This window comes from Nocardia iowensis (assembly GCF_019222765.1).
In the GTDB taxonomy this organism is placed as follows: Bacteria; Actinomycetota; Actinomycetes; order Mycobacteriales; family Mycobacteriaceae; genus Nocardia; species Nocardia iowensis.
Map to the genome: position 1 here is coordinate 6,770,730 of NZ_CP078145.1, position 24,686 is coordinate 6,795,415.

Sequence of the window (24,686 nt, forward strand, 5' to 3'; positions counted from 1 at the left end):
GATGGGCCACTCGATAATCGGCAGGCTCGCGTAAACGCGATTCGGCCCCGGCGTGAGTGCCGGGGCCGAATCGCCCGCCGATTACTGGACCGAGAGTTGGCGGGCCAGAGCCCAGATCACCAGGACATCGATGGCGATGATGACCAGGGCCCAGAAGGGGTAGATAGGGGCGAAGAGGAAGTTGTCCAGGATGCTGAGCGACGCCATCACGATCCCGGCGAGGTAGCCCCAAGTCTTTCCGGTGACCACGCCGAATCCCGCGATCAGGATGAGAGCGGCGATCACCAGGTGGATCCAGCCCCACGCGGAGACATCGATGAGGAAGACCTGGTCCTCGGTGACCACGAAGATGTCGCGGCCCGCGATCGCGGCGATGGCGGTGAGCAGGTGCAGTACGCCGGTGATGAGGATCAGGACGCCGGCGAAGATCGTCATGTCGCTGAGCGCCGGGCCGGTCCGGACGGGTCCGGGACTAGTCATGACACACACTCCTTCCGAAACGCGTGATACATCATCGGCCCAACGTAGCCCCTGATCAGGCGAAATCGGTGCAAGTCCACAGGCGGGTCACGGGCTCGTGGCAACACCGCGGCAAACAATGGGCGATGTCGCGCGGCGCGCCAGGACCGATGTGGCTGTTCCCGCGCTCGTGCCGCAGAATAGGGGCCGCACGCGGTGGTCCCAGGCATTTCTCGCCTCAGTGACACACATCGCTGCGACACAAGGTGTTGTGCTGCACGGACTTGTCACCCACAAGGAGTAGTGTCCTGAAGGGAGAAACTCCGTGACGGCAGCGGGCTCGGGAAAGGTGTGGAGGCAGCATGAAACTGATCGATCGGGTATCGGCCATCAACTGGAATCGGGTGCCCGACGAGAAGGATGCCGAGGTCTGGGACCGGCTGACCGGCAACTTCTGGCTGCCCGAGAAGGTTCCGGTGTCCAACGACATCCCTTCGTGGGGCACGTTGACCCCCGATGAAAAGCAGCTGACCATGCGGGTCTTCACCGGCCTCACGCTGCTGGACACCATCCAGGGCACGGTAGGCGCGGTGAGCCTGATCCCGGATGCGCTGACCCCGCACGAGGAGGCGGTGTACACCAACATCGCGTTCATGGAGTCGGTGCACGCCAAGAGCTACAGCTCGATCTTCTCCACGCTGTGCTCCACCCGAGAGATCGACGACGCGTTCCGCTGGTCGGAGGAGAACCGCAACCTGCAGCGCAAGGCCGAGATCGTGCTGGACTACTACAACGGCGACGATCCGCTCAAGCGCAAGGTGGCCTCGACGCTGCTGGAGAGCTTCCTCTTCTACTCCGGCTTCTACCTGCCGATGTACTGGTCCTCGCGGGCCAAGCTCACCAACACCGCCGACCTGATCCGGCTGATCATCCGCGACGAGGCCGTGCACGGCTACTACATCGGCTACAAGTACCAGAAGGGTCTGGAACTGGTCAGCCAGGCCGAGCGCGACGAGCTGAAGAACTACACCTTCGAGCTGCTGTTCGAGCTGTACGACAACGAGGTCGAATACACCCAGGACCTCTACGACGAGGTCGGCCTCACCGAGGACGTCAAGAAGTTCCTGCGCTACAACGCGAACAAGGCGCTGATGAACCTCGGCTACGAGGGCCTGTTCCCGAAGGACGAGACCGAGGTGAATCCGGCCATCCTGTCGGCACTCTCGCCGAACGCGGACGAAAACCACGACTTCTTCTCGGGTTCGGGTTCCAGCTACGTGATCGGCAAGGCCGTCAACACCGAAGACGAAGACTGGGAGTTCTGACCGACCTCTCCACATCTGACGACACGGCGGCGGAGCATTCCGCCGCCGTTTGTCGTCCGGGGACTGCGTTCGGCGACGCTTGCGGAATGCTCAGCCCCATTAGCGCGGCATCCAGCTGGAGCCCGCCAGATCGGAAGTTGTTGCCGCGGGGCGCGATCCGGCGGCACGCTCAGACACCCGCCGGGGATCCAGTTGTCATTTCAAAGCTGCGTCCGCCTATAACGGCGCCATTCCTGCGGGAAATTCTTATTCTGGATTGTTCCTGTTATGTTGTCGCACTGAGTAATTCGGTGAATCGGCGAACCTCCATTACAGTCAGCTGGTTGGATGAACGCGGAAACCGATTCGGGGGTGCAGAGCCGGTCGGCTTTCCGGGCATACGGCAGTGCAACACCGCAGCCACAGTGGAACCTTCCAGAATTCCACAGTCGCTGCCGCACTTGGGTTCCAAAATAGACCCCATCGTTAGCGACCCTCGGAGATGCAGCCATGACAACTGGTTCGACCCTTCCCCGCAGGCTACTGGCGCGTGAGCTCCGCAAAGCCCGCGAAGCGGCGAAGGTGAGCGCGGAGGCCGCGCGGAGCCAAATCGGTGTCAGCAAACAAACATTCTGGCGAATGGAGAGCGGGATCCCTACGAGACTGAACCCACTGTTCGTCAAACGGTTATGCGAATTCTACGAGGTATCGCCAGAGCTGACGAAGGTACTGCTGGCCCTCACCGACGAGACGAAGGCCAAGGGATGGTGGCATACGTTCGACGAGGCGGTACCCAAGTCGTTCGGCCTGTTCGTCGGGCTGGAAGATGCGGCGCACCGCGTCATTTCGTATCAGACAACGTTTCTGCCTGGAATGTTGCAGACCGACGAGTACCGGCGCGCGATGCATTGGGTCGAGCACCCGAACATGTCGACATCGGATATCGAGACGAGGATCAAGATTGCCGCGCTACGGCAGGATCGACTCACCAGCGAATCCAATCCGCTGACCCTGGATGTCTTTATCGATGAAGCGGCGTTGCGCCGCCCCACCGGCAGCACCGGCGTCATGGCTGACCAGTTGACGTATCTCGCCGATGCCGCACGGCTACCGAATGTTTCAGTGCGAGTAGTTCCAATTTCGAGAGGCACTTATAGAGGTCTGGCGGTTGGAACATTCGTGCTGCTGGAGTTTCCAACACACCCGACTGCATACCTGACAGAGCCACCGGTGGTTTACATCCAGGGCTTCACCGGAGATTTGTATTTAGAGCGCCCCGAAGAGATTTCAGCGTATCGTGGAGTTTGCACAGATCTCAAACGCCTGACACTGGATGAGGCTGATAGCCGCGCTCTCATCCTCGAAATAGCAGAGGAGTTCTCCCGTGAACATTGATCTGACCAGTGCACGATGGTTCAAGAGCACGCACAGCACCGCTTCGAAAGACTGTGTGGAGACAGCGCATCTCGACGGCGGTATGGTCGGCATACGCGACTCCAAGAACCCCACCGGCCCGGCCCTGATCTTCACTCCTGCCGAATGGGACGCCTTTATTACCGGCGTCGCACACGGCGAATTCAACCGTCCGTAAAGTCTGCCGACCACACGAGGCCCCCACGACCCGTGGGGGTTTCGCGTCCACTCAGTCGAGGCAGAACTCGTTGCCTTCGATGTCCTGCATCACCAGGCACGACTCGTTGTAGTCATCGGCACGCAGTAGTTGCACACGTACCGCGCCGAGCGCGACCAGTCGTGCGCATTCGGTTTCGAGTACGGCCACGCGCTCTTCACCCACGAGTCCGGTGCCGACCCGCACGTCGAGATGCACCCGATTCTTGACGACCTTGCCTTCGGGAACGCGCTGGAAGTACAGGCGCGGGCCCACACCCGTGGGGTCGAGGCAGGTGAACCCTGAACCCTGACGCTCAGGCGGCAGCGAGCGATCGAAATCGTCCCAAGTAGTAAACCCCTCCGGTGGCGGCGGTACGACGTACCCCAACACCTCGCACCAGAAACGAGCGACGCGCTCAGGTTCTGCGCAGTCGAATGTGACTTGGATCTGTTTGACCGACGCCATCGGTCCACCATAGAGGCGAGGGCTTTCGAACACCCAGCGCGGCCTATACCTGCCCCGGTTGCCCACTGGTGCGTCCAAGTGCCGTGGCGATGATTTCCGCGCTGTCGGCGTGCAGGGCCTGCGCCGCGGTCTTGCCGGTCGCCGCGAGGTAGGCATCGACAAGTCGATTGCCGGCGGAGTAGCCCGCTCCGGTCGGCAAGCCGACCGGGGTCACACCGAGGTGCTCGGCGATGGTGTCGCCGTGCACCCAGGCCGTGAAGTTCTGCATGCCGGTGATCTCCAGTCCGGAAACGACTTTCGTGAACACCGCGTCGTCGTGCAGGGTGGGCACGCCGATGCGGGCGTAGCCGAGGTCCGCGCCATACAGTTGACGGGCGAAGGCGTCGGCCAAGCCCTCGCCCACCACATGCTCGCCGACGGTGACCGTCGCCGGATCCCACACCACACCGCCCGGGCTGTAGCGCAGATTGTGGTGGAGTTCGTGCACCGCGGTGCTTTCCACTCGTTCCAGGTTCTGCGGGTAGGGCCACAACGTGATCACGATGTAGCCGGAGATGCCGCCGAAGCCGGTGACGCCCAGGCTGGGACCCATGAAGTTGGCGTCGCTCGGATCGCCGAGCAGCAGTAGCACGGTGATATCCGGGGCGTGGAATCCTGGTGTCGCGGCGAGCAATACGGCCGATGCCTCGTCCATCGCCTGCTGCATGCGCTCCCAGGCTCCGGCCGCCCCGAGCTTTTCGATCGCGTCGAGGCAACGTTGCTCGTCGCGATCGAGCGGAAACCCGGCCGACTGCCGATGAAAGGCCACCAGGTCGACCTCTCCTGGAAAGTACCGGTACATCCCGGCTATCGGGTCGAGCATCGATCGCAGCATGTCTTCGCGGTCGTCCACTGGCGCCCGCAGGATCTGCTTCATAGCGGAGTAGGAGTCGAGAACAGTGATCGTCACGGACCCGACGGTAAGCCCTTACGTAACGTCAGGGACAAGCCGCAGTGCTGCGGAACACAGGGCGAGTGTCGGCAGGTTTCGTACCTCAACCGATCTCGACCGGCCGCCTTTCGAGCACTCGGTAGCGCAGGTGCGTCACGTCGCGCGCTGCCAGCCGCCGGACCACCTCGAGCTCGATGTGATCGGGGCCAAGACCGTCGAACAACCGGCGCCCCTCGCCGAGTAGCACCGGTACGAGATGGATCTCCATTTCGTCGAGCAGCCCGGCCCGCAGCAGCGCTTGCGCCGCACACGCGCCGTGCACGAGCACGGGACGACCGCCCGCGGCGGCCCGAGCCCGGGTGACACAGTCTTCGACGTCGGTAACGAATTGCGCGCTGCCCGGCGGAACATCGTCGTCATCGATGCGGTGAGTCAGCACGAAGATCGGCACGCCATCGTGATGATCACCCTGCCAACGCCCAGCCAGCTCGAAGGTGCGCCGACCGGAGATCACCGCGCCGGTCGCCATGGCCTCGCCGTACACCTGCCCGCTCGGGCCATCCGACATTCGATCATCGAGCCAGTTGAACAGGCGCCCACCGGCACGCCCGAGCTCCTGCCCCGTCCGGTCGTCCGGGCCGGCGATGAAGCCGTCGAGCGACATCGACATGTAGAGACGGATCGGCGATCTGCGCTGCTGGGTGTCTGCGTTCATGTCCGTTGAGACTGTTCGGGATCGACGAACTAATCGCTGTCGAACCTGGACAGGCCGTTGGCAGATCATCAGGGCGCGGTGTCAGTGGAGGGTCAGGTGTGTGTCAGCACGGTGTCAGCCAGCCCGGCGAAAGTGTGTACATCGAACACAGCGACCGGCACCGACAACCGAGCCAGTCACTGCCACAACCGATTTCGAGGAGCACAACGACATGTCGATCACCATCACCCTGACCGACCAGGACAAGGCCACCCTGCGCACCGCCGCCTACGGCGCCGTCTCGCTGATGAGCGCCGCCGGCGCCCCACACAAAGCCATCACCCACGGCTCCATCGCCCTGACCTCGGCCACCGGACTGGTCGGACACGTACTGGCCGCCAAGACCAAAGACATCCACCTGCCCGGCAAATCCGTGCCCGAACTCGCCGACCACGTCCTGCCCGCCCTGACCGCGGCCATGCGTCTGCTCGGCACGCAGCATCCGGTCGAGGCCGACAACTTCCGCGCCACCGTCCTGGTCGCGATCCAAGCCGCCGCCGGAACCGCCAAGACCCAGCCCAACCCCGCCGTGACCGCAATGGCCCACAAGATCACCGCAGCCCTCGACGCCTGACAAATGCCGGACCGCAGGACAACTGTGTCGCGGGGTCCTCTCCGGACCCCGCGACACAGCCAGCACCCGTCGCGGCCTCGTGGCCGTTAGGAACCGCACGATAGACGGTTCGTGTTCACACGAGGTCTGAGCTGGTCGGCCTACTCAGGTCCCGCAGCGCATCGTCATATTGGTTGCGGTCGAACCGGAATGGGCCGAACGCACCATAGTCGCGTTCCGGGCGATAGGGCTGTTCGATGCGATCCCAGATCACCAGGCTGTCGGAGACGACGATCTCGGCCAGCAGCGGCCAGTCGCCCCACGCGCCGCATTCACACACGAGCAAGGGCGTCTTCGATCCCGTTGCCATGGTTGATCTTCCGTAAAAATGGTCCACCAACCGAAAGTTCCAGGCGGACCCCGGATTCAGGCCACCATATGCCTCACCCGCGGGCTGCATACCTGCCGCGAGCTCGAATCTATCGATCAGATCGGTGAGTAGCACACCGTCGACACGTGGGACGACACGGTCACTTCGCACGATCGGCAGTAATCGTGGCACGAACGGAAGGACGCCGGGGGGAAGCCAGGGGCGCGTTCGGCAGACCCGGACCTGTACGTCGAACTGAATGTTATTGAGGGCCATCATGAAACCCGGTCTCGCCCGATGGATCGACATGCCGAAACCAGGCCCGTACCGGGCGTCACCGGCAGTGGCGCGTGGCGCCCTTTCCGCAGAAGAAGTTCACCTCTTCAACGTATATGGCACTCATACCGCCTGCAATATCCGCTCGACCAGGGTGCTGACCCGTCCCGAGCCGAAACGCGGTAAGAGAGTGGGTCGGCGGGTGCTGGCAGTCGCGGGTTGAAGACGGTTCATACCAGTTGGCGACCCGCCTAATTGTTGGCGCGTTGGATGGCGCGTTGGGCGAGGCTGCGAATGCCGGGGAGTTGGATGGCGCGGAGCATCAGTTCGCCGGCCCAGACATGGGTGCGGGACGGCGGGGCGAATCGGCCGATTCCCTTCCGGGCCAGTGCCTGTCGCTTGTGTACTTCCGGGCGCAACGACGTCTCCCAGGTGTCGAGTGCGGTGGGAATGTCGTCGCCGTGTGCTGCTACCGCGGTGCCGAGTCGATCGGCGCCGTCGAGGGCGAGGGCGGCACCGTAGCCGGCGAAAACCGTTACGCACCATGCTGCGTCGCCGAGCAGAACGACTCGGCCGTGACTCCAGCGGTCCATCACGATTTGGCCGACCGAGTCGAAGTAGGCGGCAGTGGGGTCGGCCTCGAGTTGCCGGAGGGCGTCGGCGACACCACCGCCGAGATCGCCGAACGCTCGGGTCAGGGCGGGTCCAGCACCGAGCGCCAGTTCGGCCTTCGGGTCGGGGCAGCGGTAGGCGAAGAACGTCGAGGACCGTTCCGGCCCCAGGTTCATCACCGCGGCTGTGCGGCCGGGTCCGATGAACGTGGCGCCGACGCCTTGGGGTACGTGCTCGGGAACTGTCTCCAGCGGGAATGCGCCGACCATGTGGCCCAGGTCCACGAAATATTCGGTCTCGGCGCCGAATACGAGCTCGCGCACTCGGGAGTGCACGCCGTCGGCGCCGACGAGGAGTTCGGTGTGCAAGCGGGTGCCGTCGCTGAGGGTGACGACAACTTCCCCGGAGGTCTGGGCGAGGGCCTGCACGGTGGTGCCGAAACGGATGTCGGCGACCTCGGCCACAGCGTCGTACAGCGCCGACTCCAAGTCACCGCGGAACAAGCTCAGTGCCCGATTCCCGACGGCAGCCTCGGCGACAGCGGCCGGAATCCTGAACTTCTCCCGGCCGTCCGGGTGGACGAGGACCGAGGTGAAGAACCCGATATCGCGCGGCGTCAGCGCCGGTACCAGCCCGAGCCGCTCGGCGGCGGCATATCCGGGTCCGTGCAAGTTCACCAGGTAACCGCCACTGCGACGAGTCGGCGCGCGCTCGATCACGACGACGTTCCAGCCTTGTCGATGCAGCCGCAACGCGGCGGCCAGTCCGGCGATACCGGCGCCGACGACTGTCGCTCGCCTGCCCGGTGTCCTGGCGCCATGGTGGGCAGTGTTCTCGTTGGCTTCCATTTGCGACTCCTGGATCCGTTGTCGGCGAAAGCCATCCACGAACTATCGCCATGCCGTCAACTAGTAGTTGACGATGGGCCATGCGTCAACCTATGGTTGACGCATGGATCGACAGGTGCCACTGCGCGACGTGATCGCCGCGATCGCGCGGGCCACCCAGAAACGATTCGCGCCCAGCTTTCGCAGGGCGACCCGCGGCTACCCGACGGAAGAGACCATGTCGGAAGCACCGCTCGCCACCGGTGCCCCGGCCAGCAAGGGCGTTGCTGTCGGCCCGGTCCGGCTCGTGCATAGTGTCGATGACTTCGATGCGGTTCGGCCGGGCGATGTAATCGTCTGTCGCACAACCGATCCACAGTGGACCGTGCTCTTCGGCATGGTCGCCGCCGTGGTGACCGAGACCGGGGGGATTCTGTCCCACGCGGCAATTGTCGCCCGCGAGTACGGGATTCCAGCCGTGGTGGCGGCCAAAGGTGCGATGGAGATCCTGGCGAACCACCGGACGATCTCGGTCGATGGGACCAATGGACACGTTCATGCCGTTCGCTCGATCTGACGTTGATGTCGCTTCACCAGGCATGACTGCTCGACACAGAAGAAAAGGTCCGAGATGACGCACGTTTCATGCAGTTCGTTGCTCGCATTGCACGCGATCCGCCTCGGTGGGTTCGTTGATACGCAGGCGGTGGCCGACAGATACGGAATGCCTGTCGGCCTCGCCGAGTCGCACGTGCGGGACTTCCGGGCCCGTGGTTGGATCCGCCGCTTCCGTTTCGGGGACGCCGCGGGGTGGTCGCTCACCGAGAGCGGGCGCGCGGAGAACGAGCGGCTACTCGCCGACGAGCTTTCCGCTTGTGGGGCAAAAGCTTTGGTGGAAGACGTCTATCGCGCCTTTCTCCCGCTCAACGCGCGGTTGGTGCAGGCATGCACGGCCTGGCAGCTGATCGTCCTGCCCGGCGGCAGCATGCAGGACAACGACCACGGGGACGCGCAGCGGGACCGGCGGATCCTGGCCGAACTCGAAAGTCTCGCAGCGGGATTGGTTCCGCTAACGATTCAGCTCACCGAACAACTCGCCCGGTTCGCCGGGTACGACACCCGTTTCGCCGCAGCCCTCTCCCAGGCCGCCGACAACCCCGAGATGGTCACCGGCATCAATCACGATTCCTCCCACCGAGTTTGGTTCGAACTGCACGAAGATCTGATCGCCACGCTCGGTTTAGATCGGTAGTGCGCCGCGGCGTGGGTAGTGTCGTAGGACGGCTGGTACAGCCAGCACTCCCGACCCCTGGACTCGGGTGTGCGGGCCAAGGGTTTCCAGATTCACCGACAGGCGCTGTGCTGCTGCTCGTGCACCGAATACCTGGTCCTGCAGGGGGCTTGCCATGTCGAGATCGTCGTCGTCATTGGGCAGGCGACGCTCGTCGGCGTGCTCTCGCAGCATGTTCACATATGCTTCGACACGATCCAGCTCCGCTTTCGACGGGCGCGGCCCGCGTCGGTTGTCGTTGGCTTCCAGCCATGCGTACAACCGGTCCGGCGGCGCCGCCGGATCGACCTCGTCGGACCGGCGGATCCAGACCTCGCCGGAGGATACGCAATGCATGCGTATTGTACCGTCCCGAGCGACGCACCACTGGCTCCAGCACCCCGGCGCGTAATCGTCGGTGAATTGCTCGTACCAATGTGCGGTTCCGAACCGCACGCTCAATGCCGCCATGCGCGAGTACATCTCGAGCTGTTTCTCTCTGGCGGTTGCGTTGGGTTTTGCCGCCAAGGTGTCGTCCTTGTAGAACACCAGGGTCCAGCCGTCCAGCGCCGGAGTGACGAACACCTCGGGGTAGAGATCCCATGGGTGGGCCGGCGAGTTCTCCGCACGGAAACCGCTGATGCCCAGGCTCGCCCAGTAATCGGGGCCCATGTTCATCGGCCTTTTCCCTTGCCATGGCGCGAATCCCATTCGCATCGTCGCGGGAACCGGGTCGCAGAGATCGAACGCGTCCAAGACCGCGGCTCGATCGGTGGTCGGCAACGCGTACCAAGATCCGGCCAGACGCCCGAAATCCAATGGTTCGGGTTTCTCGGCCCGTTGCTTCATCCGGATCAACCGCTTCAGCACTGCCAGACGGTCCGGCGGAAGGTAGTTCCACCCGAACTCGGCAAGCATCATCATGGCCTCGCGCCGGGCCAACCGGTCCGACGGTGGCACCGACCGCAACGCACCCTCCGAACCCGTCCCGAACGCGCACAAAGCTGATATCGCGTTCTCTCGAACGTTTTCGAGCGAACTGCCCAGTAGCGCCAAAACAATGGGCAGATGCCGACACTGGTGCGTGGCAACGAGATCACTATCCTCGGAAACACAATCCCAGGAAAACTGACAGGACACGAACGCCGCGGGCGATTGCTCGGGCAGAAAGTCTGGCACCCGGGTCGCTTCCGGAAGACCGAGCGTGACCCAAAGCCGCTTTCCCGAACCATCCTTCGGTGCTTCCGTCAGCGCACCGACCAGGGCGTCGAAGTTGAACGGTTGGCGCAGCACGTCGATACAGTCCGGCCAGGCATACTCGAAACGGTCATCGGCCAGCAGGTTCAGCGTCATCTCGAGGAAGGGTTCTTTCCCGGACCCACGGGCGTCCATCCACCGTGCTCGACTTCGGATCTGCGGATCGGTGTCGGTCAGCAGCCGCCGAAATTGCTCGATGTCGAGACCGCCGACCAGTAAGGCAAAGAAGTTGTCGCGATTCCCGTCGTCGACGACCCGATCCAGTGCATCCCAGGTCTGTCGTCGGATCCCCGGGTCGGCATCGCAGGCCAGCCGCCTGACATCGTTCAGCAGCGCAGCTACCTCACCGTCACGGAGCAGCAACCACCAGCGATCGGGTTCCACAGAGTGTTCGGCCAACAACGCCCGCAACCGATCCGGGTCGATCTTCATCACATCCACAACCTATACAGCGGGGCCGCACGCTGTATCGAGCGTCCAGCCCGACCACGGACACGCGTTCGCCAGCGACAGGGCTGTTCGACGCACGCGGCTGCGGCAGTGCAGGACCTCGGCCGGTACGCACGGGGCCCCGCAAGCACCGTGCCGCGTTCGCCGCTAACCGATCGGTAGTGCGCTCAGGATCGGGCCGTAGAACCAGTCGAGGATGCGCTCGGCGTCGTCCTTCGCGGCGACGGCGCCGTGGGGTGAGCTGTGCAGGACCACGCCGATCAACGGTATTCCTGCCCGGACGGTCTCGAACAACAGGCAGGTTCCCGCGGCGTTGGTGTATCCGGTTTTGATGCCGATGGTGCCGGGATAGTCGCGCAGCAGCAGGTTGGTGGTCTGCCAGAGGTGCTCGCGGTTGCCCGGACCGGCGGGCAGGTGATAGCTGTGGGTCCCGACGATGTCGCGGAACACAGGTTGGCTCATCGCGCGCAGGCCGAGGATCACCAGGTCCGCTGGCGTGGAAGTGTTGGAGTGGTCGGTCGGGACAGGCAGTCCACTGGGATCGGTGAAATGTGTTCCCGCCAAGCCCATTTGATGCGCCGTGTCGTTCATCTTGGCGATGAAGCCGTCTTGGCCGGGCCCGAATGCCTCGGCGAGGGTGTAAGCGGCATCGCAGCCGGACGGCAGCATCAACGCATAGAGGAGTTGGCGCGCGGTGAGCACCTCGCCGGGGGCCAGGCCCGCATTGCTTCCGTCGTTCGTGGCGCAGTAGGCCATGCTTTCGTGCGGCACGGTGATGGTGCGGTCGAGGTCGCCGGCGTTGACCACGACCAGTGCCGTCATCACCTTGGTGATGCTGGCTATCGGGACGGGCGTGTTCGGCTGTCGCGACCACAGCATCGTGCCAGTGATCCCGTCCGCCAGCGCTGCCGCCGGCGCCTGCACCCCGTCCGGCTCCGGAGTCGTCCAGGGCAATTGCATCCAGGACGACTGGCTATGGGCAGGGATGGCCGCGACGCTCTGACCGACGGCCACGAGCAGCACCCCGGCGAAAACAGCCTGCAACAATCGGGCAAATGTCCGCATGGGCCACATTCTGCCGCCCCACCCCGCTGATCAGCGGGATTTCGACAGCCAAATTATCCAGCTCCGGCAACAGCACGTAATCGGCAATTGTTGCTGCCGCGAGTCCTACGCTGCTGACCTCGCCACCGAGCAACCCCGAAGTGCCCGAAGGACTTCGGCGCAGAACCCACGTGATGTCGCCGAACAATTCACTGGAAATTCCGCCGTGCGCCCCCGATCCTTAGCGTGGACATCGATCGGAGAGGGTTCCCCCATGGCACATACTGCCGCCCAGCAGGCCGACCATCCTGAGCGGCTGGAGCGCGGACATCCGTTCCGGCAGTGGAAGACCTGGCGGATCCCGGGTACTGAATTGACGTTGACGGGATACTCGCGCGCGAACGACAAGACCTTCTTCCACGTCCCAGAACTACGGTGTTCCCTCGATGCCGGCCTGTGTGAAGGACAGCGGGTCGACACCGTCTTCCTCACCCACACCCACCACGACCACGCCAAGGATCTCGATTTCCTTGCCGAATCCGCCGACGTCTACCTGCCGGTCGAGTCCGTTCCCTATGCCGAGTCATACCTGCGCGCGTCCGCCGAACTGAATCACGGCTCGGCGTACGACCAGTCTCGGGCGGCCGGACACCGGTTACACGGCGTACGCGGAAATGACGAGTTCACCTTCGGACGCCGTGGTCATCACGTGCGTGTCGTCCAATGTGAGCACAAGGTGCCCTGCGTGGGTTACGCCTTCTCCGAACGACGTAAGTCCCTGCTTCCCGAATTCGAGCTGCTCCGCAATCGACTCCCCGGCGCCGAATTCGGTCGGCTCATGGCAGGTAAGCGCAAGGCGGGGCAAGCGGTCGAACAGGAGACCCGCCACCAGTTGTTCGCCTACCTCGGCGACACCCATGTCACCGTTTTCGAGCGGAACCCGTGGCTGTTCGACTATCCCGTCATCATCACCGAGTGCACCTTCTTGCACGACACCGAACTGCGGCGCGCGGACACCGTCGGCCACACCGTCTGGAGCCGCCTGCGACCCATCATCGAAGCCCACCCAAACAACCTGTTCATCCTGATCCACTTCAGCCTGCGCCACTCCGACCGGGAGATCGCCGAGTTCTTCGGAGAAACCGGACTCCCACCCAACGCACTACCCTGGATCCACCCGGAACCTCACCTCCCCGAACGACACCAAGCCAACTGATCCGTCGTTGGCGGTAGCTGCCACGCCTCATCCGAATCTGCCGTGATCGTTATTGCTTCGGTCACTAGCACCTTCGCCGCACGCGCACCGGGCCTGCCGATGACACTGAACGTCACGCCCAACCGCCACAGCTGATCCCCGCCACCGACGACCCGATCGATGCCGCATTGACCCGGCTGCTCATCGCGGTGGGCACCGGGCGATAGTGATCGGCCCCTGCCAACGGATTGACGCAAGAAACGATCGGGACCAAGACGAAGCGGCGTCGTCTGCGCGGGTCGTGCGCCGAGTTGGACAGCGGCACCCGGGGTTCGCCCGGGTGCCGGGTCGGTCAGTTAACCAGCGGAGCCGGATCGTGGGGTGTTGTCGAGCACCGCGCCGCGGTAATCGATCCACAGCGCGTCATCCGAGAATTCCGCACAGTTCACCCTAATGGTCACTGTCGTGTGCGGGCGGATGCGTTCGCGCACCGGAACCTGTGAGGTGATGCGCCGTTCGGACCAGTCCGAGCAGGAGGCAATGCCTTCCACGCGGTAGGTGTCGTCGGTGTCGTTGCGACAGACGAACTCATCGCACGACACGCCGGGTGCCAATTCCTTCGCGACGGCCTGCGGTGCCAACACACCTACCGCGCTCGCGAACAGGGCAGCGACGCCAAGACCGAAGGCCAACTTGTGACGCATGAATGAAACTCCAATCGAGGGGCCCGACCCGGCAGCCAACCTACCGACGCGACATGAGGCGAAGATCAGTTCTCGATCATTGGGAGATCATCCTCGGGTGGCGGCATCCCGAAGGTCGGATCAGCCGATTTCGGCGAGATATTCCCCGTAGAACAACATCAGGCCGACGGCGGCGGCGACGCCCGCCAGCAGCCAGAAGCGGATGATCACGGTGGTTTCGGCCCACTTGCTGAGCTCGAAATGATGATGGAACGGGGCCATCTTGAACAAGCGGGCGCGCGTCGTGCGGAAGACGACGATCTGTAGCAGCACCGACAGGATCTCGGCGAAGAACAGCGCGCCGACAACGGCGGTCAGCAACTCGGTACGGGTGGTGATCGACAGACCGGCGAGCAGTCCACCCAGTGCCAGCGAACCGGTGTCACCCATGAAGATCTTGGCCGGTGCCGCGTTCCACCACAGGAACCCGATGCAGGCGCCCGCACCGGCGGCGCAGACCAGCGCCAGATCGAGCGGATCGCGAACGTTGTAGCACCCGGCGACCGGGGTGGTCACGCACGCGTTGGTGTACTGCCAGAAGGTGATGATCACGTAGGCGCCGAGGGCGAAGCTCATCGATCCGGCGGCGAGTCCGTCGAGCCCATCGGTGATGTTCACCGCGTTGGACCAGGCCACTACGAGGAAACAGACGACGATCAGAAACCCGATTACCCCGAACGACACCGTGGTCACGTCCCGGACGTAGGACATCTGCCTACTGGCCGGGGTCAGCCCGGTGCTGTCGGGGAACCGCAGCGCGAGCACGCCGAAGATGACCGCGGCGGCGAGCTGGCCGATGTACTTGCCGGTTGCGGTCAACCCGAGATTGCGCCGTTTACGGAGTTTGATGAAGTCGTCGAGGAACCCGACAACTCCCAGGGCGGTGGCCAATCCGAGCACGAGCAGTCCCGACGCGGACACCCCCGCCGCGTCGTGCCGGCCCGCGAGCAGATGTGCCCCGAGGTATCCGGCCCACATCCCGATCAGGATCGCGATGCCGCCCATGGTCGGGGTACCGCGCTTGGCCTGATGGCTGGCCGGTCCCTCGGCCCGGATCTGCTGACCGACCTTTCTGCTGGCGAACAACTTGATCAACAACGGCGTCAACGTGATCGACACGGCCAGCGCGATCATCGCCGAGAACAAGATCTGTCTCATTCGCCCCTCATGCAGCTATCAGCGGGTTTCGTCCATTGAAACATCAACGCGCGGGCTCCTTTTCACTGCCCGACCCGGTGCGGCCCGCCGCAGCGCGCAACGCCCGATCGGGGCCGGTGACGCGCGAACACAATCCGCTGTCGTCCTCGCGAATGGGTCCGACGCTAGCAAGCCGAGCCGAGACGTGCCGTCAGATGTAGCTGGGCTACACGCCGCGCTTCGCGTCAGATGCCGAGGATCAGCTTGGCGGTGGTGAAGTAGATGATGAGGCCGGTGGCGTCGACGAGGGTGGTGACCATGGGGGCGGAGACGACGGCCGGATCGATGCGGAGTTTCTTGGCGAGCAACGGCATGGTGCCGCCGATGGTCGCGGCCCAGCCACAGATCAGGACCAGCGTAATGCCGACCACCACGGCGATGCGCGGGCCGACGAACAGTCCGCCGATCACCAATCCCGCTGCGGCGAGCATGGATCCGAGGACCAGGCCGACCCGGCATTCGCGCCAGATCACCTTGAACAGGTCGGTGACCCGTACCTCGCCGACCGCGAGCGCCCGCACACAGGAGGTGGCGGCCTGCGCCCCCGCGTTGCCGCCCGCACCGATGAGCAGCGGAATGAACAGCGCGAGATGCGCGGCCTGCTGCAGTGTTCCTTCGAACATGTCGGTGACGCTGACCGTGAGGGTCGCGGCGAACAGCAACAGCAGCAACCACATCGCGCGATAGCGAGCCAGCTGGAACACGCCCGCGGCCATGTAGTGGCCCTCCCATGGCGCGGAGCCTGCCTGCCTGGCCACGTCCTCGCTGTCGGCGGCCTCGATCACCTCGACGGCGTCGTCGATGGTGAGCAGGCCGACGAGCCGGTTCTCGCTGTCGACGACGGGCAGGTTGATGTCGTTGGTCTCGCGCATCAGCCGAGCCGACTTCTCGGCGGAGTCGGTGGCGCGTGCGAAGGCCGGTTCGGTGACGACCAGTTCGGCGACCATCGTGTCCGGCTTGCTGAGCACCAGCTCGCGCAGTTCGACGATGCCGGTGAGCCGCCTGCCCGCGTCGACGACGGGCAGCGTGTAGACGGTTTCGGCGTTGGCGCCCTTGGCTCGCACCATGGTCAGCGCGTCGGCGACGGTGAGGTTCTGCGGCAGCGCGACCACCTCGGGCGTCATGTACTGGCCCGCCGAACCCTCCGGGTAGCCGAGCAGTGCCGCGGTCATCCGTCGCTCGCGGGGGCTCAATCCGGCGAGCACCTTCTTGGCGACCTTGGCGGGTGCCTCACGCAGCATGCGGGCCCGGTCGTCCGGCGCCATGTCCTCGACCAGATCGCGGAAGCTCTGATCCCGCAGGCCCTGCAGGATCTGCTGCTGGTCGACCGGCTCGAGCTCTTCGAAGACGGCCAGTGCCAGGTCTTTGTCGAGTAGCCGGAACGCCATCCCGGCCTGGACGGCGTCCATCCGGGCGAGCTGGTCGGCGATGACGTGCGGCGGGTGGTCGTCGAGCCAGGCGAGTGCGGCGTCGACGCGGTGGGTGTCCGCGATGTCCTGCAGTGATTCGGACAGCGTCGGACGTACTTCGATGAGATCGGCCTGCGACATGGAGTGTCCTCAGCGATATTGCGTGAGTGAATGGGAGTGCGAAAATTCACACCGCGGGCGCCGACCCCTACCGTCGCGAACTAGTCAGAAGTGCGAAGGGGCGACGCCGCGCGGCCTTCGACTGGGAGGTTCGCTGCGCATGGCAACCCCACCTCCTCCTCGTCGCTGCCGCAGACCTGGGACGTCCGCGCCATCACTGAAAACGTTGATCGGACGCGAGAGCGCCCTTGTGCAGGATACAGGCAATCCGCTGCAGTGTTCACCACAACGGAGCGTGCTGGTCAGTCCGCCGGTCCCGGCACCATCGTGGCGGTGACGCTTATTGTCGTGCCAGCTCCCTGTCGCGGGGCCGGTTCGGGCGGGAAACTACTGACTATGCCCGACGGTTCGACATCGCTCGAAGCAATTGCAGGACAACGGTTTTCCCTGAAGTTATCCAGCGCATGCGCCATCGCGGGCGGCGGCGGCTTTCTGGCGGTCGGTGTCGCGCACGGCGACCTTCCCGACGACGATGTCGGTGCCGCGCTGCGCTTCGTCGCGGACCACCCACAGTGGTACGCCACCCATCTGGCGGGCATCGTGTGCGTACTGCTGTGGGTTGGCGCATTCACTGGGCTGGCGCACTCGTTACGTGGCGGCGTCGCCGCGGTGCTCGGCCGACTCGCGACGGTGAGCATGGGAGTTGGGGCGGCCGTGTTCACCGTCGACTACACCATCGACGGATACGCCTTCAAACGCATCGCCGACCAGTGGGCGGCAGCGGCGTCGGGCCCGGCAGCCGAGCGCTACCTGACCATCGCCGATGCGATGTTCGCGGTGCTCTACGGCACGGTGACCGCCTCGGCGATGTGGACGCTCGGGCTGCCGTTTCTGCTCATCGGCCTGGCCGTGGCCGCCGACCATGAATTTCCGCGGTGGCTGGGCTGGATTGTGGCGGTGACCGGCGGCGGTAGCGTGGCCGGCGGGTTGATCACCTATCTGGCGTGGCATCCGGGTGCGGGGTTCGTCCTGGCGCTGGCGTGCAACGCGCTCTCCGCTGGGTGGCTCGTGGCGGTGGGGGTCCTCATGTGGCGCAGAGCCCGAGCCCTGACTACACCGGAGGTCGCGGATCGTACTGGGCGAGGCGGCGGACCTCGCGCGCCCGATCAGCGCTAGCCAGCCGCTGAATCAGGTGCAATGCCATGTCGATGCCCGCGGAGACGCCGGAAGAGGTGATCACGTCGCCGTCGTCGACGAATCGATCCTCGGAGCGGACGTCGATGGTGGGGTCCAGTTCGGCCAGTCGATCCAGGGACATCCAGTGGGTGGTCGCGGCTCGCCCGGCCAGCAAACCCGCCGCCGCGTACACAAGCGAACCGGTGCAGACGCTGGTCATCAACGGTGTCGCCGCGCGTTGCGCCCGCACCCACGCCAGCATGGTCTCGTCCGCCAGCATCGGCCGCGTTCCCTGCCCGCCGGGGAAGATCAGCACGTCGCGCCTCGGCGCGGTGTCGAACGAGTACTGCGCCTCGATCGTCAGGCCCTTCGCGCACTTGATCGGGCCGCCGTCCAGCGAGAACGTGAAGGCCGTGTAACCGTCGTCGGGAAAATACTGGGTCCAGAGGGCGAGCATCTCCCACGGACCGACGGCGTCGAGTTCTTCCACTCCGGGGAACAGCAGCAGGCCGATGGTGCGCGTCATCCTTCTCCTCTCGGCTGGAACCCGCGAGCTCGAGTCCACCATCGAAGGTAGCCATCGTTCGGCGAGCCGTGCACGCCGATTTCTCGGTCACGACTGAGCAGATGACGCCGGCGGCGAGCTGGACTCCGTTCAGGGAGCGGCCAATCAACGGCCAGCCGCAGTCGCGGGCCGGGCTTCGACTCGGCGGCGTAACAACCCGCCCATATTATCAACCAGCCATTTGCTAGATACGCACGGAGGACTCAACACCCTTTCGTACCGCGAGTTTGTTTATTCCGCTTCCGCCAGACCGGCCATCACCGCGATGGTCAGGTAAACCGCTGACACCAAGCCACTTAACCCACCAAACCGCACATCACGATCCTGTTTCGTGGCGAATAACGTATCAGCAGTACAGGTGACACGCCTATTAGCTGCAAGTTAGCGTGTGGCATGACGAAAATACTGGCATTCACCTCACCGGCTAAAGGACACCTGTATCCGGTCGCGCCGGTCCTGGCTGAGCTGGTATCACGCGGCCACGACGTGACCGTGCTGACGCTCCCGGGCAGCGAACCGGCATTGCGCCCCTTCGGATTCACGGTGCGCGAACTGCCGCCGGTACTGGCGAACAGCACCCTCGACGACTGGTCGACCACCTCGAAGATCGCGGCACTGCGCGCGGCCGTCCGCGCGCTCGTCGCCCGCACCCCCGACGAAATCCAGGCATTGCGCGGCGCGATCATCGCCGAACGACCGGACGCGCTGCTGATCGACATCACCGCACCCGGCGCGCAGATCCTGGCCGCGGCCAGTGGGCTGCCCTGGGCGTCGTGGGCGTCGATGCTGCTGCCGCTCCCCTCGCGCGACGCGCCGCCCTTCGGCCCCGGGTTGCGGCCGCGGCCGGACCGGCTCGGCCGGGTCCGCGACAAGACCGTGCAATGGTTCCTCAATGGCCGCTGGAACGAGGTGCTGCCGCAGCTCAACCACATGCGCCAGTATTACGGGCTGGATCCGCTGGACAACACCGTCGACTACCTGCGTCAGCCGCCGTTGACGCTCAACTTCACCGCACCGCCGTTCGACGACGTGCGCACCGACTGGCCCGACTCGGTCCAGCAGATCGGGCCCGGCCTGTGGGCGCCGGACGCCGAATCACCCGCGTGGCTGGACGAAATCGATCGGCCGCTGGCGCTGGTCACCTGCTCGACCGAATTCCAGGACGACGGCAGACTCGCCCAGGTCGCCATGGACGCGCTCGCCGACAGCGAGTTGTACACGGTCGTCACCGCGGGCGCCATCGATGCCGGGGCCTTCACGGTGCCGCCGAACGCACGGGTCGAGCAGTTCCTGCCCCATCACCTACTACTAGACCGGGCCGCCGTGGTCGTCTCACACGGTGGCATGGGAATCACCCAGAAGGCCTTGGCCGCAGGCGTTCCGGTGTGCGCGGTGCCGTTCGGCCGGGCGCAATCCGAGGTCGCGAGGCGCGTGGTCACCAACGAAGCAGGCAGTTGGGTACCCGCGAAGCGGCTCAACGTTGCCAACCTCCGCGCCGGCATCGACAAGGCGATGGGTTGCCGCGACGGCGCGGCGCGGGTAGCGGCCGGGTTCGCCGCGGCGGGCGGCACCCTGCGCGGTGCGGAACTGCTGGAACGGCACTTCGCCGGTCACGAGATCGGCCATGCGACGAGAACCGGTGCCGCGCCGATGTACACCCCGCACACCTATCCGACGAACGAGGTGGCGCCGGAAATCACCCCCGGTGAGCCGGATCCGATCGTCGCGCCGCCCAACAACTCCGCGCCCTCGGACGACCGGTATTGGACAACCTGGCAACGTCGCGATCGCTGAGCAGCGCCGCTCGCCGTGGACCCGTACGAGTGGACGGCACGTTCTCCGTCGCAAGCCTCCGGACCGATCAACCTGCGCCGACAACCGGCCCAGCACGGGATAATTGGTTAGGTTTGGGGAAACAACTAAGGAGATATCTGTGCGCTTCGGCATGTTCATTCCGCAGGGTTGGCGGCTCGATCTGGTCGGGATCGAACCGGCGCAGCAGTGGCGGGTGATGCGGGATCTCGCGCAACGCGCGGATGCCGGTGACACCTGGGAGTCGCTGTGGGTGTACGACCACTTCCATACCGTTCCGGTGCCGACCGAGGAGGCGACGCACGAGGCGTGGACGTTGATGTCGGCGTTCGCGGCATCGACCTCGCGGATTCGGCTCGGACAGATGTGTACCGCGATGAGCTACCGCAATCCGGCGTATCTGGCGAAGGTCGCGGCGACCGTCGACCTGATCTCCGGCGGGCGGGTCGAGATGGGCATCGGCGGCGGCTGGTACGAACACGAATGGCGCGCTTACGGTTACGGATTCCCGCCGGCGGGTGAGCGGCTCGGCCGCCTCGACGAGGGCGTGCAGATCTTCCGGCAGGCGTGGACGACGGGCACGGCCACCTTGGACGGCAAGCACTACCAAGTCGACGGCGCCATCGTGCGGCCACTTCCGTTGCAGGAGGGCGGGATTCCGGTGTGGATCGCGGGCGGCGGCGAGAAGAAGACGCTGCGGATCGCGGCGAAGTACGCCCAGTACACCAACTTCAGCGGCGAACCAGCAGAGTTCGCGCAGAAGTCCGACATTCTGCGCACCCACTGCGGCGAGGTCGGCACCGATTTCGATGCCATCGTGCGCTCCTCGAACTTCAACGCGGTCATCGCCGCCACCGAAGCCGAAGTCGAAGAGCGTCTTTCCGCGCTGCAGGCCAAGCTGGCCTCGGCGATCGGCGACGATCAGGCCAAGGGCTTCGTCGACGGCATGTTCCGCACTTCGGCCGCGGTCGGCACCCCGGAGCAGATCGTCGAAAGGCTTGCCAAGGTCCGCGATCTCGGCCTCGGCTACGCCATCGTCAACTTCCCCGAAGCCGCCTACGACACCTCCGGCATCGAACTCTTCGAACGTGAGGTAGCTCCCGCGCTCGCCTGAACATCCTTGCCGGACAGACGATCACGGGGAACTGGTGTTGTCGGCCTTCGGCAACGCCAGTTCCCCGCGATCATTCGAAGTCTCGCGACTACAGCATGCAGGAGACGCAGCCCTCGACTTCGGTTCCCTCCAAGGCCATTTGGCGCAGGCGGATGTAGTAGAGGGTCTTGATGCCCTTGCGCCAGGCGTAGATCTGCGCCCGGTTGAGGTCGCGAGTGGAGGCGGTGTCCTTGAAGAAGAGGGTCAGCGACAGGCCCTGGTCCACGTGCTGGGTGGCCGCGGCGTAGGTGTCGATGATCTTCTCGTAGCCGATTTCGTAAGCGTCCTCGTAGTATTCGAGGTTGTCGTTGGTGAGGTAGGGCGCCGGGTAGTAGACGCGGCCGATCTTGCCTTCCTTGCGGATCTCGATCTTCGACGCCACCGGGTGGATGGAACTGGTGGAGTGGTTGATGTAGGAGATCGAACCGGTCGGCGGGACAGCCTGCAGGTTCTGGTTGTAGATGCCGTGCTGCATGACCGAGGCCTTCAGCTCACGCCAATCGTCCTGGGTGGGGATGTGCACACCGGCGTCGGCGAACAGCTGCGCGACCCGTTCGGTCTTCGGCTCCCACACCTGGTCGGTGTACTTGTCGAAGTACTCGCCGCTGGCATACTTGGACTCGGGGAAGCCGCCGAAGTAGGTGCCGCGCTCCTTCGCGATCAGGTTCGACGCCCGAATCGCGTGGTAGACAACGGTGTAGAAGTAGATGTTGGTGAAGTCGATGCCCTCTTCGGAGCCGTAGTGCACCCGCTCGCGGGCCAGGTACCCGTGCAGGTTCATCTGGCCGAGGCCGATCGCGTGGGATTCGTTGTTGCCCTGCTCGATCGACGGCACCGAGTAGATGTGCGTCTGGTCCGACACCGCGGTCAGCGCGCGGATCGAGGTCTCGATGGTCTGCGCGAAGTCGGGTGAGTCCATCGTCTTGGCGATGTTGAGCGACCCGAGGTTGCACGAGATGTCCTTGCCCACCTTGGCGTAGGACAGGTCGTCGTTGAACACCGACGGCGTGGAGACCTGCAGGATCTCCGAGCACAGGTTCGAGTGGGTGATCTTGCCCGCGATCGGGTTGGACCGGTTCACCGTGTCCTCGAACATGATGTACGGGTAGCCGGATTCGAACTGCAGCTCGGCGATGGTCTGGAAGAACTCACGCGCCTTGATCTTCGACTTGCGGATCCGCTTGTCGTCGACCATCTCGTAGTACTTCTCGGTGACGTCGATGTCGGCGAACGGCTTGCCGTAGATGCGTTCCACGTCGTAGGGCGAGAACAGGTACATGTCCTCGTTCTTCTTCGCCAGCTCGAAGGTGATGTCCGGGATCACCACACCCAGCGAGAGCGTCTTGATGCGGATCTTCTCGTCCGCGTTCTCCCGCTTGGTGTCGAGGAAGCGGTAGATGTCGGGGTGGTGCGCGTGCAGATACACCGCGCCCGCGCCCTGTCGGGCACCGAGCTGGTTGGCGTAGGAGAACGAGTCCTCCAGCAGCTTCATGATCGGGATGACGCCCGAGCTCTGGTTCTCGATCTTCTTGATCGGCGCACCGTGCTCGCGAATGTTGCTGAGCAGCAACGCGACACCGCCACCACGCTTGGACAGTTGCAGCGCGGAGTTGATGGAGCGCCCGATGGACTCCATGTTGTCCTCGATGCGCAGCAGGAAGCAGGACACCGGCTCGCCGCGCTGCTTCTTGCCCGAGTTGAGGAAGGTCGGGGTGGCGGGCTGGAAGCGGCCGTCGATGATCTCGTCGACCAGCTTGCTCGCCAGCACCTCGTCACCGGCGGCGAGGGTGAGCGCGACCATGCAGACGCGGTCCTCGAACCGCTCCAGGTAGCGCTTGCCGTCGAAGGTCTTCAGCGTGTACGAGGTGTAGTACTTGAACGCGCCGAGGAAGGTGGGGAACCGGAACTTCTTGGCGTACGCCTGCTGGAACAGCTGCTTGATGAACGGGCGGCTGTACTGCTCGAGTACCTCCGGCTCGTAGTAGTTCTCCTCGAGCAGGTAGTCCAGCTTCTCGTCCAGGTTGTGGAAGAAGACGGTGTTCTGGTTGACGTGCTGCAGGAAGTACTGGTGGGCGGCCTCGCGGTCCTTGTCGAACTGGATCTCGCCGTTCGGTCCGTACAAGTTCAGCATCGCGTTGAGGGCGTGGTAGTCCATGACCTCGCCGGATTCCGCACCGCGGACCGGTGTGTGTTCTACGCGAGCCGTTTTTCCGGCCGGTGCTGTCGTTGTTGTTGCCAAAACAATCCCAATCCCTCTCGGACGCGCTCGACGTCCTCGGCGGTTCCCATGAGTTCGAAGCGATACAGGTACGGCACCCCGCATTTGCGGGAGATCACGTCGCCCGCATAGCAGTAGGTATCGCCGAAGTTCGTGTTTCCCGCCGCGACCACCCCGCGCAGCAAGGCACGGTTGTGCGGATCGTTGAGGAACTTGGCGACCTGCCGCGGCACGAAGTCCTTGTCGGACCGGTTTCCCCCCAAGACGTGCCGACCGCCCCCGTAGGTGGGGACGATCAGCACGTAGGGTTCGTCGACGCGCAGCGAATCGGCGGTGTGCAGTGGAATGCGAGTCGCCGGGAGACCCAGCTTCTCGACGAAGCGATGCGTGTTCTCCGAGGCGCTGGAGAAGTAGACCAGTGCCGGAGCGGCGGGACCGTAGCTGTCATCGGACACGGTCGACCTCTCCTCTCGGAGGAACGGAAACGGCGAAGCGGTCAGGCCGCCACGGTGGCGAGCGACTTGATGCGATCGGGCCGGAAACCGGACCAGTGATCCTCACCGGCCACCACGACCGGAGCCTGCAGGTAGCCGAGGGCCATGACGTAGTCACGCGCCTCGTCGTTCTCGGAGATGTCGATTACCTCGTAGTCCACCCCGGCCTTGTCGAGGGCCTTGTAGGTGGCATTGCACTGGACGCAAGCGGGCTTGGTGTACACGGTGACGGTCATTGAGGTCCCTCTCTCCTTGTGCCTGATCCACAGCCTGTGATCCGTATGCAGTGCACGATCCGACGTTGCTGCGCAAACTCCTGGATCTGGCTTCGAATCCCCTGCTCAGCCCTCTCGGGCCGAGGCTCGCAGAGCGGGGTGTCATGCCGTCTTCCAGTACCGAAGACACTACACCTAGTGGCCG

The 24,686-nt window shown here is 64.5% G+C and carries 25 protein-coding genes; 10 read left to right on the forward strand and 15 right to left on the reverse strand.

Going from position 1 to position 24,686, the window contains the following annotated elements; all coding sequences use genetic code 11:
• Nucleotides 1-81 precede the first annotated feature (81 nt).
• Nucleotides 82-480: a DUF7144 family membrane protein gene (locus KV110_RS31200; protein WP_218470756.1), complete on the reverse strand. Its 399-nt coding sequence runs from the start codon at nt 478-480 to the stop codon at nt 82-84.
• A gap of 341 nt (nt 481-821) precedes the next feature.
• Between KV110_RS31200 and nrdF the strand changes: the two genes are divergently transcribed.
• The 3 genes from nrdF to KV110_RS31215 all read left to right on the forward strand — a co-directional run bounded on the left by nrdF (nt 822) and on the right by KV110_RS31215 (nt 3,354).
• Nucleotides 822-1,784, forward strand: coding sequence for a class 1b ribonucleoside-diphosphate reductase subunit beta (nrdF, locus tag KV110_RS31205; RefSeq protein WP_218470757.1), 963 nt, complete (start codon nt 822-824; stop codon nt 1,782-1,784).
• 489 nt (nt 1,785-2,273) lie between these two features.
• A complete protein-coding gene (locus KV110_RS31210; protein WP_218470758.1) occupies nt 2,274-3,158 on the forward strand; it encodes a helix-turn-helix domain-containing protein in 885 nt (294 codons plus the stop codon).
• Entirely contained in the window at nt 3,148-3,354 is a 207-nt protein-coding gene (locus tag KV110_RS31215; RefSeq protein WP_218470760.1) for a DUF397 domain-containing protein, read from the forward strand. The genes KV110_RS31210 and KV110_RS31215 overlap by 11 nt, the downstream gene beginning before the upstream one ends.
• A gap of 51 nt (nt 3,355-3,405) precedes the next feature.
• On the opposite strand, the gene KV110_RS31220 is transcribed toward KV110_RS31215, so the two are convergent.
• The 3 genes from KV110_RS31220 to KV110_RS31230 all read right to left on the reverse strand — a co-directional run bounded on the left by KV110_RS31220 (nt 3,406) and on the right by KV110_RS31230 (nt 5,486).
• Nucleotides 3,406-3,840, reverse strand: a complete 435-nt coding sequence (locus KV110_RS31220) for a VOC family protein (protein ID WP_218470761.1) — start codon at nt 3,838-3,840, stop codon at nt 3,406-3,408.
• A 43-nt stretch (nt 3,841-3,883) separates the two neighbouring features.
• Nucleotides 3,884-4,789, reverse strand: a complete 906-nt coding sequence (locus tag KV110_RS31225; protein WP_246634099.1) for a DUF2268 domain-containing putative Zn-dependent protease — start codon at nt 4,787-4,789, stop codon at nt 3,884-3,886.
• Nucleotides 4,790-4,874: 85 nt separating this feature from the next.
• Nucleotides 4,875-5,486, reverse strand: coding sequence for a dihydrofolate reductase family protein (locus tag KV110_RS31230; protein WP_218470762.1), 612 nt, complete (start codon nt 5,484-5,486; stop codon nt 4,875-4,877).
• Between the two features lie 211 nt (nt 5,487-5,697).
• Here KV110_RS31230 and KV110_RS31235 point away from each other — a divergent pair, with 211 nt between their 5' ends.
• A complete protein-coding gene (locus KV110_RS31235; RefSeq protein WP_218470763.1) occupies nt 5,698-6,099 on the forward strand; it encodes a hypothetical protein in 402 nt (133 codons plus the stop codon).
• 115 nt (nt 6,100-6,214) lie between these two features.
• Here KV110_RS31235 and KV110_RS31240 read toward each other — a convergent pair whose 3' ends face one another.
• Nucleotides 6,215-6,757 (reverse strand): hypothetical protein, encoded by a 543-nt coding sequence (locus tag KV110_RS31240; RefSeq protein ID WP_218470764.1) that lies wholly within the window; start codon nt 6,755-6,757, stop codon nt 6,215-6,217.
• A 218-nt stretch (nt 6,758-6,975) separates the two neighbouring features.
• Nucleotides 6,976-8,184 (reverse strand): FAD-dependent oxidoreductase, encoded by a 1,209-nt coding sequence (locus KV110_RS31245; protein ID WP_218470765.1) that lies wholly within the window; start codon nt 8,182-8,184, stop codon nt 6,976-6,978.
• Nucleotides 8,185-8,287: 103 nt separating this feature from the next.
• On the opposite strand from KV110_RS31245, the gene KV110_RS31250 reads away from it, so the two are divergent.
• Nucleotides 8,288-8,740 carry a PEP-utilizing enzyme gene (locus KV110_RS31250; RefSeq protein WP_218470766.1) on the forward strand — a complete coding sequence of 151 codons (453 nt, stop codon included), beginning with the start codon at nt 8,288-8,290 and terminating at the stop codon, nt 8,738-8,740.
• 54 nt (nt 8,741-8,794) lie between these two features.
• Nucleotides 8,795-9,415, forward strand: a complete 621-nt coding sequence (locus tag KV110_RS31255) for a hypothetical protein (protein ID WP_218470767.1) — start codon at nt 8,795-8,797, stop codon at nt 9,413-9,415.
• Here KV110_RS31255 and KV110_RS31260 read toward each other — a convergent pair.
• Together KV110_RS31260 and KV110_RS31265 are read right to left on the reverse strand one after the other, a co-directional pair.
• Nucleotides 9,404-11,125, reverse strand: coding sequence for a hypothetical protein (locus tag KV110_RS31260; protein ID WP_218470768.1), 1,722 nt, complete (start codon nt 11,123-11,125; stop codon nt 9,404-9,406). The two genes, KV110_RS31255 and KV110_RS31260, sit on opposite strands and share 12 nt — an antisense overlap.
• Nucleotides 11,126-11,287: 162 nt before the next feature.
• On the reverse strand, nt 11,288-12,205 hold the full coding sequence (locus KV110_RS31265; protein WP_218470769.1) for a D-alanyl-D-alanine carboxypeptidase family protein: 918 nt from the start codon (nt 12,203-12,205) through the stop codon (nt 11,288-11,290).
• Between the two features lie 253 nt (nt 12,206-12,458).
• Between KV110_RS31265 and KV110_RS31270 the strand changes: the two genes are divergently transcribed.
• Nucleotides 12,459-13,400: an MBL fold metallo-hydrolase gene (locus KV110_RS31270; protein WP_218470770.1), complete on the forward strand. Its 942-nt coding sequence runs from the start codon at nt 12,459-12,461 to the stop codon at nt 13,398-13,400.
• Between the two features lie 335 nt (nt 13,401-13,735).
• On the opposite strand, the gene KV110_RS31275 is transcribed toward KV110_RS31270, so the two are convergent.
• From KV110_RS31275 to mgtE, 3 genes are all read right to left on the reverse strand, one after another.
• On the reverse strand, nt 13,736-14,083 hold the full coding sequence (locus KV110_RS31275) for a hypothetical protein (RefSeq protein ID WP_218470771.1): 348 nt from the start codon (nt 14,081-14,083) through the stop codon (nt 13,736-13,738).
• A gap of 120 nt (nt 14,084-14,203) precedes the next feature.
• Nucleotides 14,204-15,280, reverse strand: coding sequence for a phospho-N-acetylmuramoyl-pentapeptide-transferase (mraY, locus tag KV110_RS31280; RefSeq protein ID WP_218470772.1), 1,077 nt, complete (start codon nt 15,278-15,280; stop codon nt 14,204-14,206).
• Nucleotides 15,281-15,504: 224 nt separating this feature from the next.
• Entirely contained in the window at nt 15,505-16,869 is a 1,365-nt protein-coding gene (mgtE, locus tag KV110_RS31285; protein ID WP_218470773.1) for a magnesium transporter, read from the reverse strand.
• Between the two features lie 375 nt (nt 16,870-17,244).
• On the opposite strand from mgtE, the gene KV110_RS31290 reads away from it, so the two are divergent.
• Entirely contained in the window at nt 17,245-18,024 is a 780-nt protein-coding gene (locus KV110_RS31290) for a hypothetical protein (RefSeq protein WP_218470774.1), read from the forward strand.
• Here KV110_RS31290 and KV110_RS31295 read toward each other — a convergent pair.
• Entirely contained in the window at nt 17,960-18,550 is a 591-nt protein-coding gene (locus KV110_RS31295) for a DJ-1/PfpI family protein (protein ID WP_218470775.1), read from the reverse strand. The genes KV110_RS31290 and KV110_RS31295 overlap by 65 nt on opposite strands.
• A gap of 432 nt (nt 18,551-18,982) precedes the next feature.
• Here KV110_RS31295 and KV110_RS31300 point away from each other — a divergent pair, with 432 nt between their 5' ends.
• Together KV110_RS31300 and KV110_RS31305 are read left to right on the forward strand one after the other, a co-directional pair.
• Entirely contained in the window at nt 18,983-20,383 is a 1,401-nt protein-coding gene (locus KV110_RS31300; protein ID WP_218470776.1) for a glycosyltransferase, read from the forward strand.
• Nucleotides 20,384-20,522: 139 nt separating this feature from the next.
• On the forward strand, nt 20,523-21,515 hold the full coding sequence (locus KV110_RS31305; RefSeq protein ID WP_218470777.1) for an LLM class F420-dependent oxidoreductase: 993 nt from the start codon (nt 20,523-20,525) through the stop codon (nt 21,513-21,515).
• Nucleotides 21,516-21,603: 88 nt separating this feature from the next.
• Here the strand turns inward: KV110_RS31305 and nrdE are convergent, their stop codons facing one another.
• Genes nrdE through KV110_RS31320 form a run of 3 tightly spaced genes read right to left on the reverse strand, consistent with a single transcriptional unit; the run spans nt 21,604 to nt 24,502 of the window.
• Nucleotides 21,604-23,709, reverse strand: a complete 2,106-nt coding sequence (gene nrdE / locus KV110_RS31310) for a class 1b ribonucleoside-diphosphate reductase subunit alpha (RefSeq protein WP_218470778.1) — start codon at nt 23,707-23,709, stop codon at nt 21,604-21,606.
• 38 nt (nt 23,710-23,747) lie between these two features.
• Nucleotides 23,748-24,227, reverse strand: a complete 480-nt coding sequence (nrdI, locus tag KV110_RS31315; RefSeq protein ID WP_218470779.1) for a class Ib ribonucleoside-diphosphate reductase assembly flavoprotein NrdI — start codon at nt 24,225-24,227, stop codon at nt 23,748-23,750.
• Nucleotides 24,228-24,268: 41 nt separating this feature from the next.
• Entirely contained in the window at nt 24,269-24,502 is a 234-nt protein-coding gene (locus tag KV110_RS31320) for a redoxin NrdH (RefSeq protein ID WP_069163300.1), read from the reverse strand.
• Nucleotides 24,503-24,686 lie beyond the last annotated feature (184 nt).

Excerpts from the sequence above, each read along its gene's own strand:
- KV110_RS31200 (WP_218470756.1), bottom strand. The coding sequence starts at position 480 with ATGACTAGTCCCGGACCCGTCCGGACCGGCCCGGCGCTCAGCGACATG.
- nrdF (WP_218470757.1), top strand. The coding sequence starts at position 822 with ATGAAACTGATCGATCGGGTATCGGCCATCAACTGGAATCGGGTGCCC.
- KV110_RS31210 (WP_218470758.1), top strand. The coding sequence starts at position 2,274 with ATGACAACTGGTTCGACCCTTCCCCGCAGGCTACTGGCGCGTGAGCTC.
- KV110_RS31220 (WP_218470761.1), bottom strand. The coding sequence starts at position 3,840 with ATGGCGTCGGTCAAACAGATCCAAGTCACATTCGACTGCGCAGAACCT.
- KV110_RS31230 (WP_218470762.1), bottom strand. The coding sequence starts at position 5,486 with ATGAACGCAGACACCCAGCAGCGCAGATCGCCGATCCGTCTCTACATG.
- KV110_RS31235 (WP_218470763.1), top strand. The coding sequence starts at position 5,698 with ATGTCGATCACCATCACCCTGACCGACCAGGACAAGGCCACCCTGCGC.
- KV110_RS31240 (WP_218470764.1), bottom strand. The coding sequence starts at position 6,757 with ATGTCGATCCATCGGGCGAGACCGGGTTTCATGATGGCCCTCAATAAC.
- KV110_RS31245 (WP_218470765.1), bottom strand. The coding sequence starts at position 8,184 with ATGGAAGCCAACGAGAACACTGCCCACCATGGCGCCAGGACACCGGGC.
- KV110_RS31250 (WP_218470766.1), top strand. The coding sequence starts at position 8,288 with ATGGATCGACAGGTGCCACTGCGCGACGTGATCGCCGCGATCGCGCGG.
- KV110_RS31255 (WP_218470767.1), top strand. The coding sequence starts at position 8,795 with ATGACGCACGTTTCATGCAGTTCGTTGCTCGCATTGCACGCGATCCGC.
- KV110_RS31265 (WP_218470769.1), bottom strand. The coding sequence starts at position 12,205 with ATGCGGACATTTGCCCGATTGTTGCAGGCTGTTTTCGCCGGGGTGCTG.
- KV110_RS31270 (WP_218470770.1), top strand. The coding sequence starts at position 12,459 with ATGGCACATACTGCCGCCCAGCAGGCCGACCATCCTGAGCGGCTGGAG.
- KV110_RS31275 (WP_218470771.1), bottom strand. The coding sequence starts at position 14,083 with ATGCGTCACAAGTTGGCCTTCGGTCTTGGCGTCGCTGCCCTGTTCGCG.
- mraY (WP_218470772.1), bottom strand. The coding sequence starts at position 15,280 with ATGAGACAGATCTTGTTCTCGGCGATGATCGCGCTGGCCGTGTCGATC.
- mgtE (WP_218470773.1), bottom strand. The coding sequence starts at position 16,869 with ATGTCGCAGGCCGATCTCATCGAAGTACGTCCGACGCTGTCCGAATCA.
- KV110_RS31290 (WP_218470774.1), top strand. The coding sequence starts at position 17,245 with ATGCCCGACGGTTCGACATCGCTCGAAGCAATTGCAGGACAACGGTTT.
- KV110_RS31295 (WP_218470775.1), bottom strand. The coding sequence starts at position 18,550 with ATGACGCGCACCATCGGCCTGCTGCTGTTCCCCGGAGTGGAAGAACTC.
- KV110_RS31300 (WP_218470776.1), top strand. The coding sequence starts at position 18,983 with ATGACGAAAATACTGGCATTCACCTCACCGGCTAAAGGACACCTGTAT.
- nrdE (WP_218470778.1), bottom strand. The coding sequence starts at position 23,709 with ATGGACTACCACGCCCTCAACGCGATGCTGAACTTGTACGGACCGAAC.
- KV110_RS31320 (WP_069163300.1), bottom strand. The coding sequence starts at position 24,502 with ATGACCGTCACCGTGTACACCAAGCCCGCTTGCGTCCAGTGCAATGCC.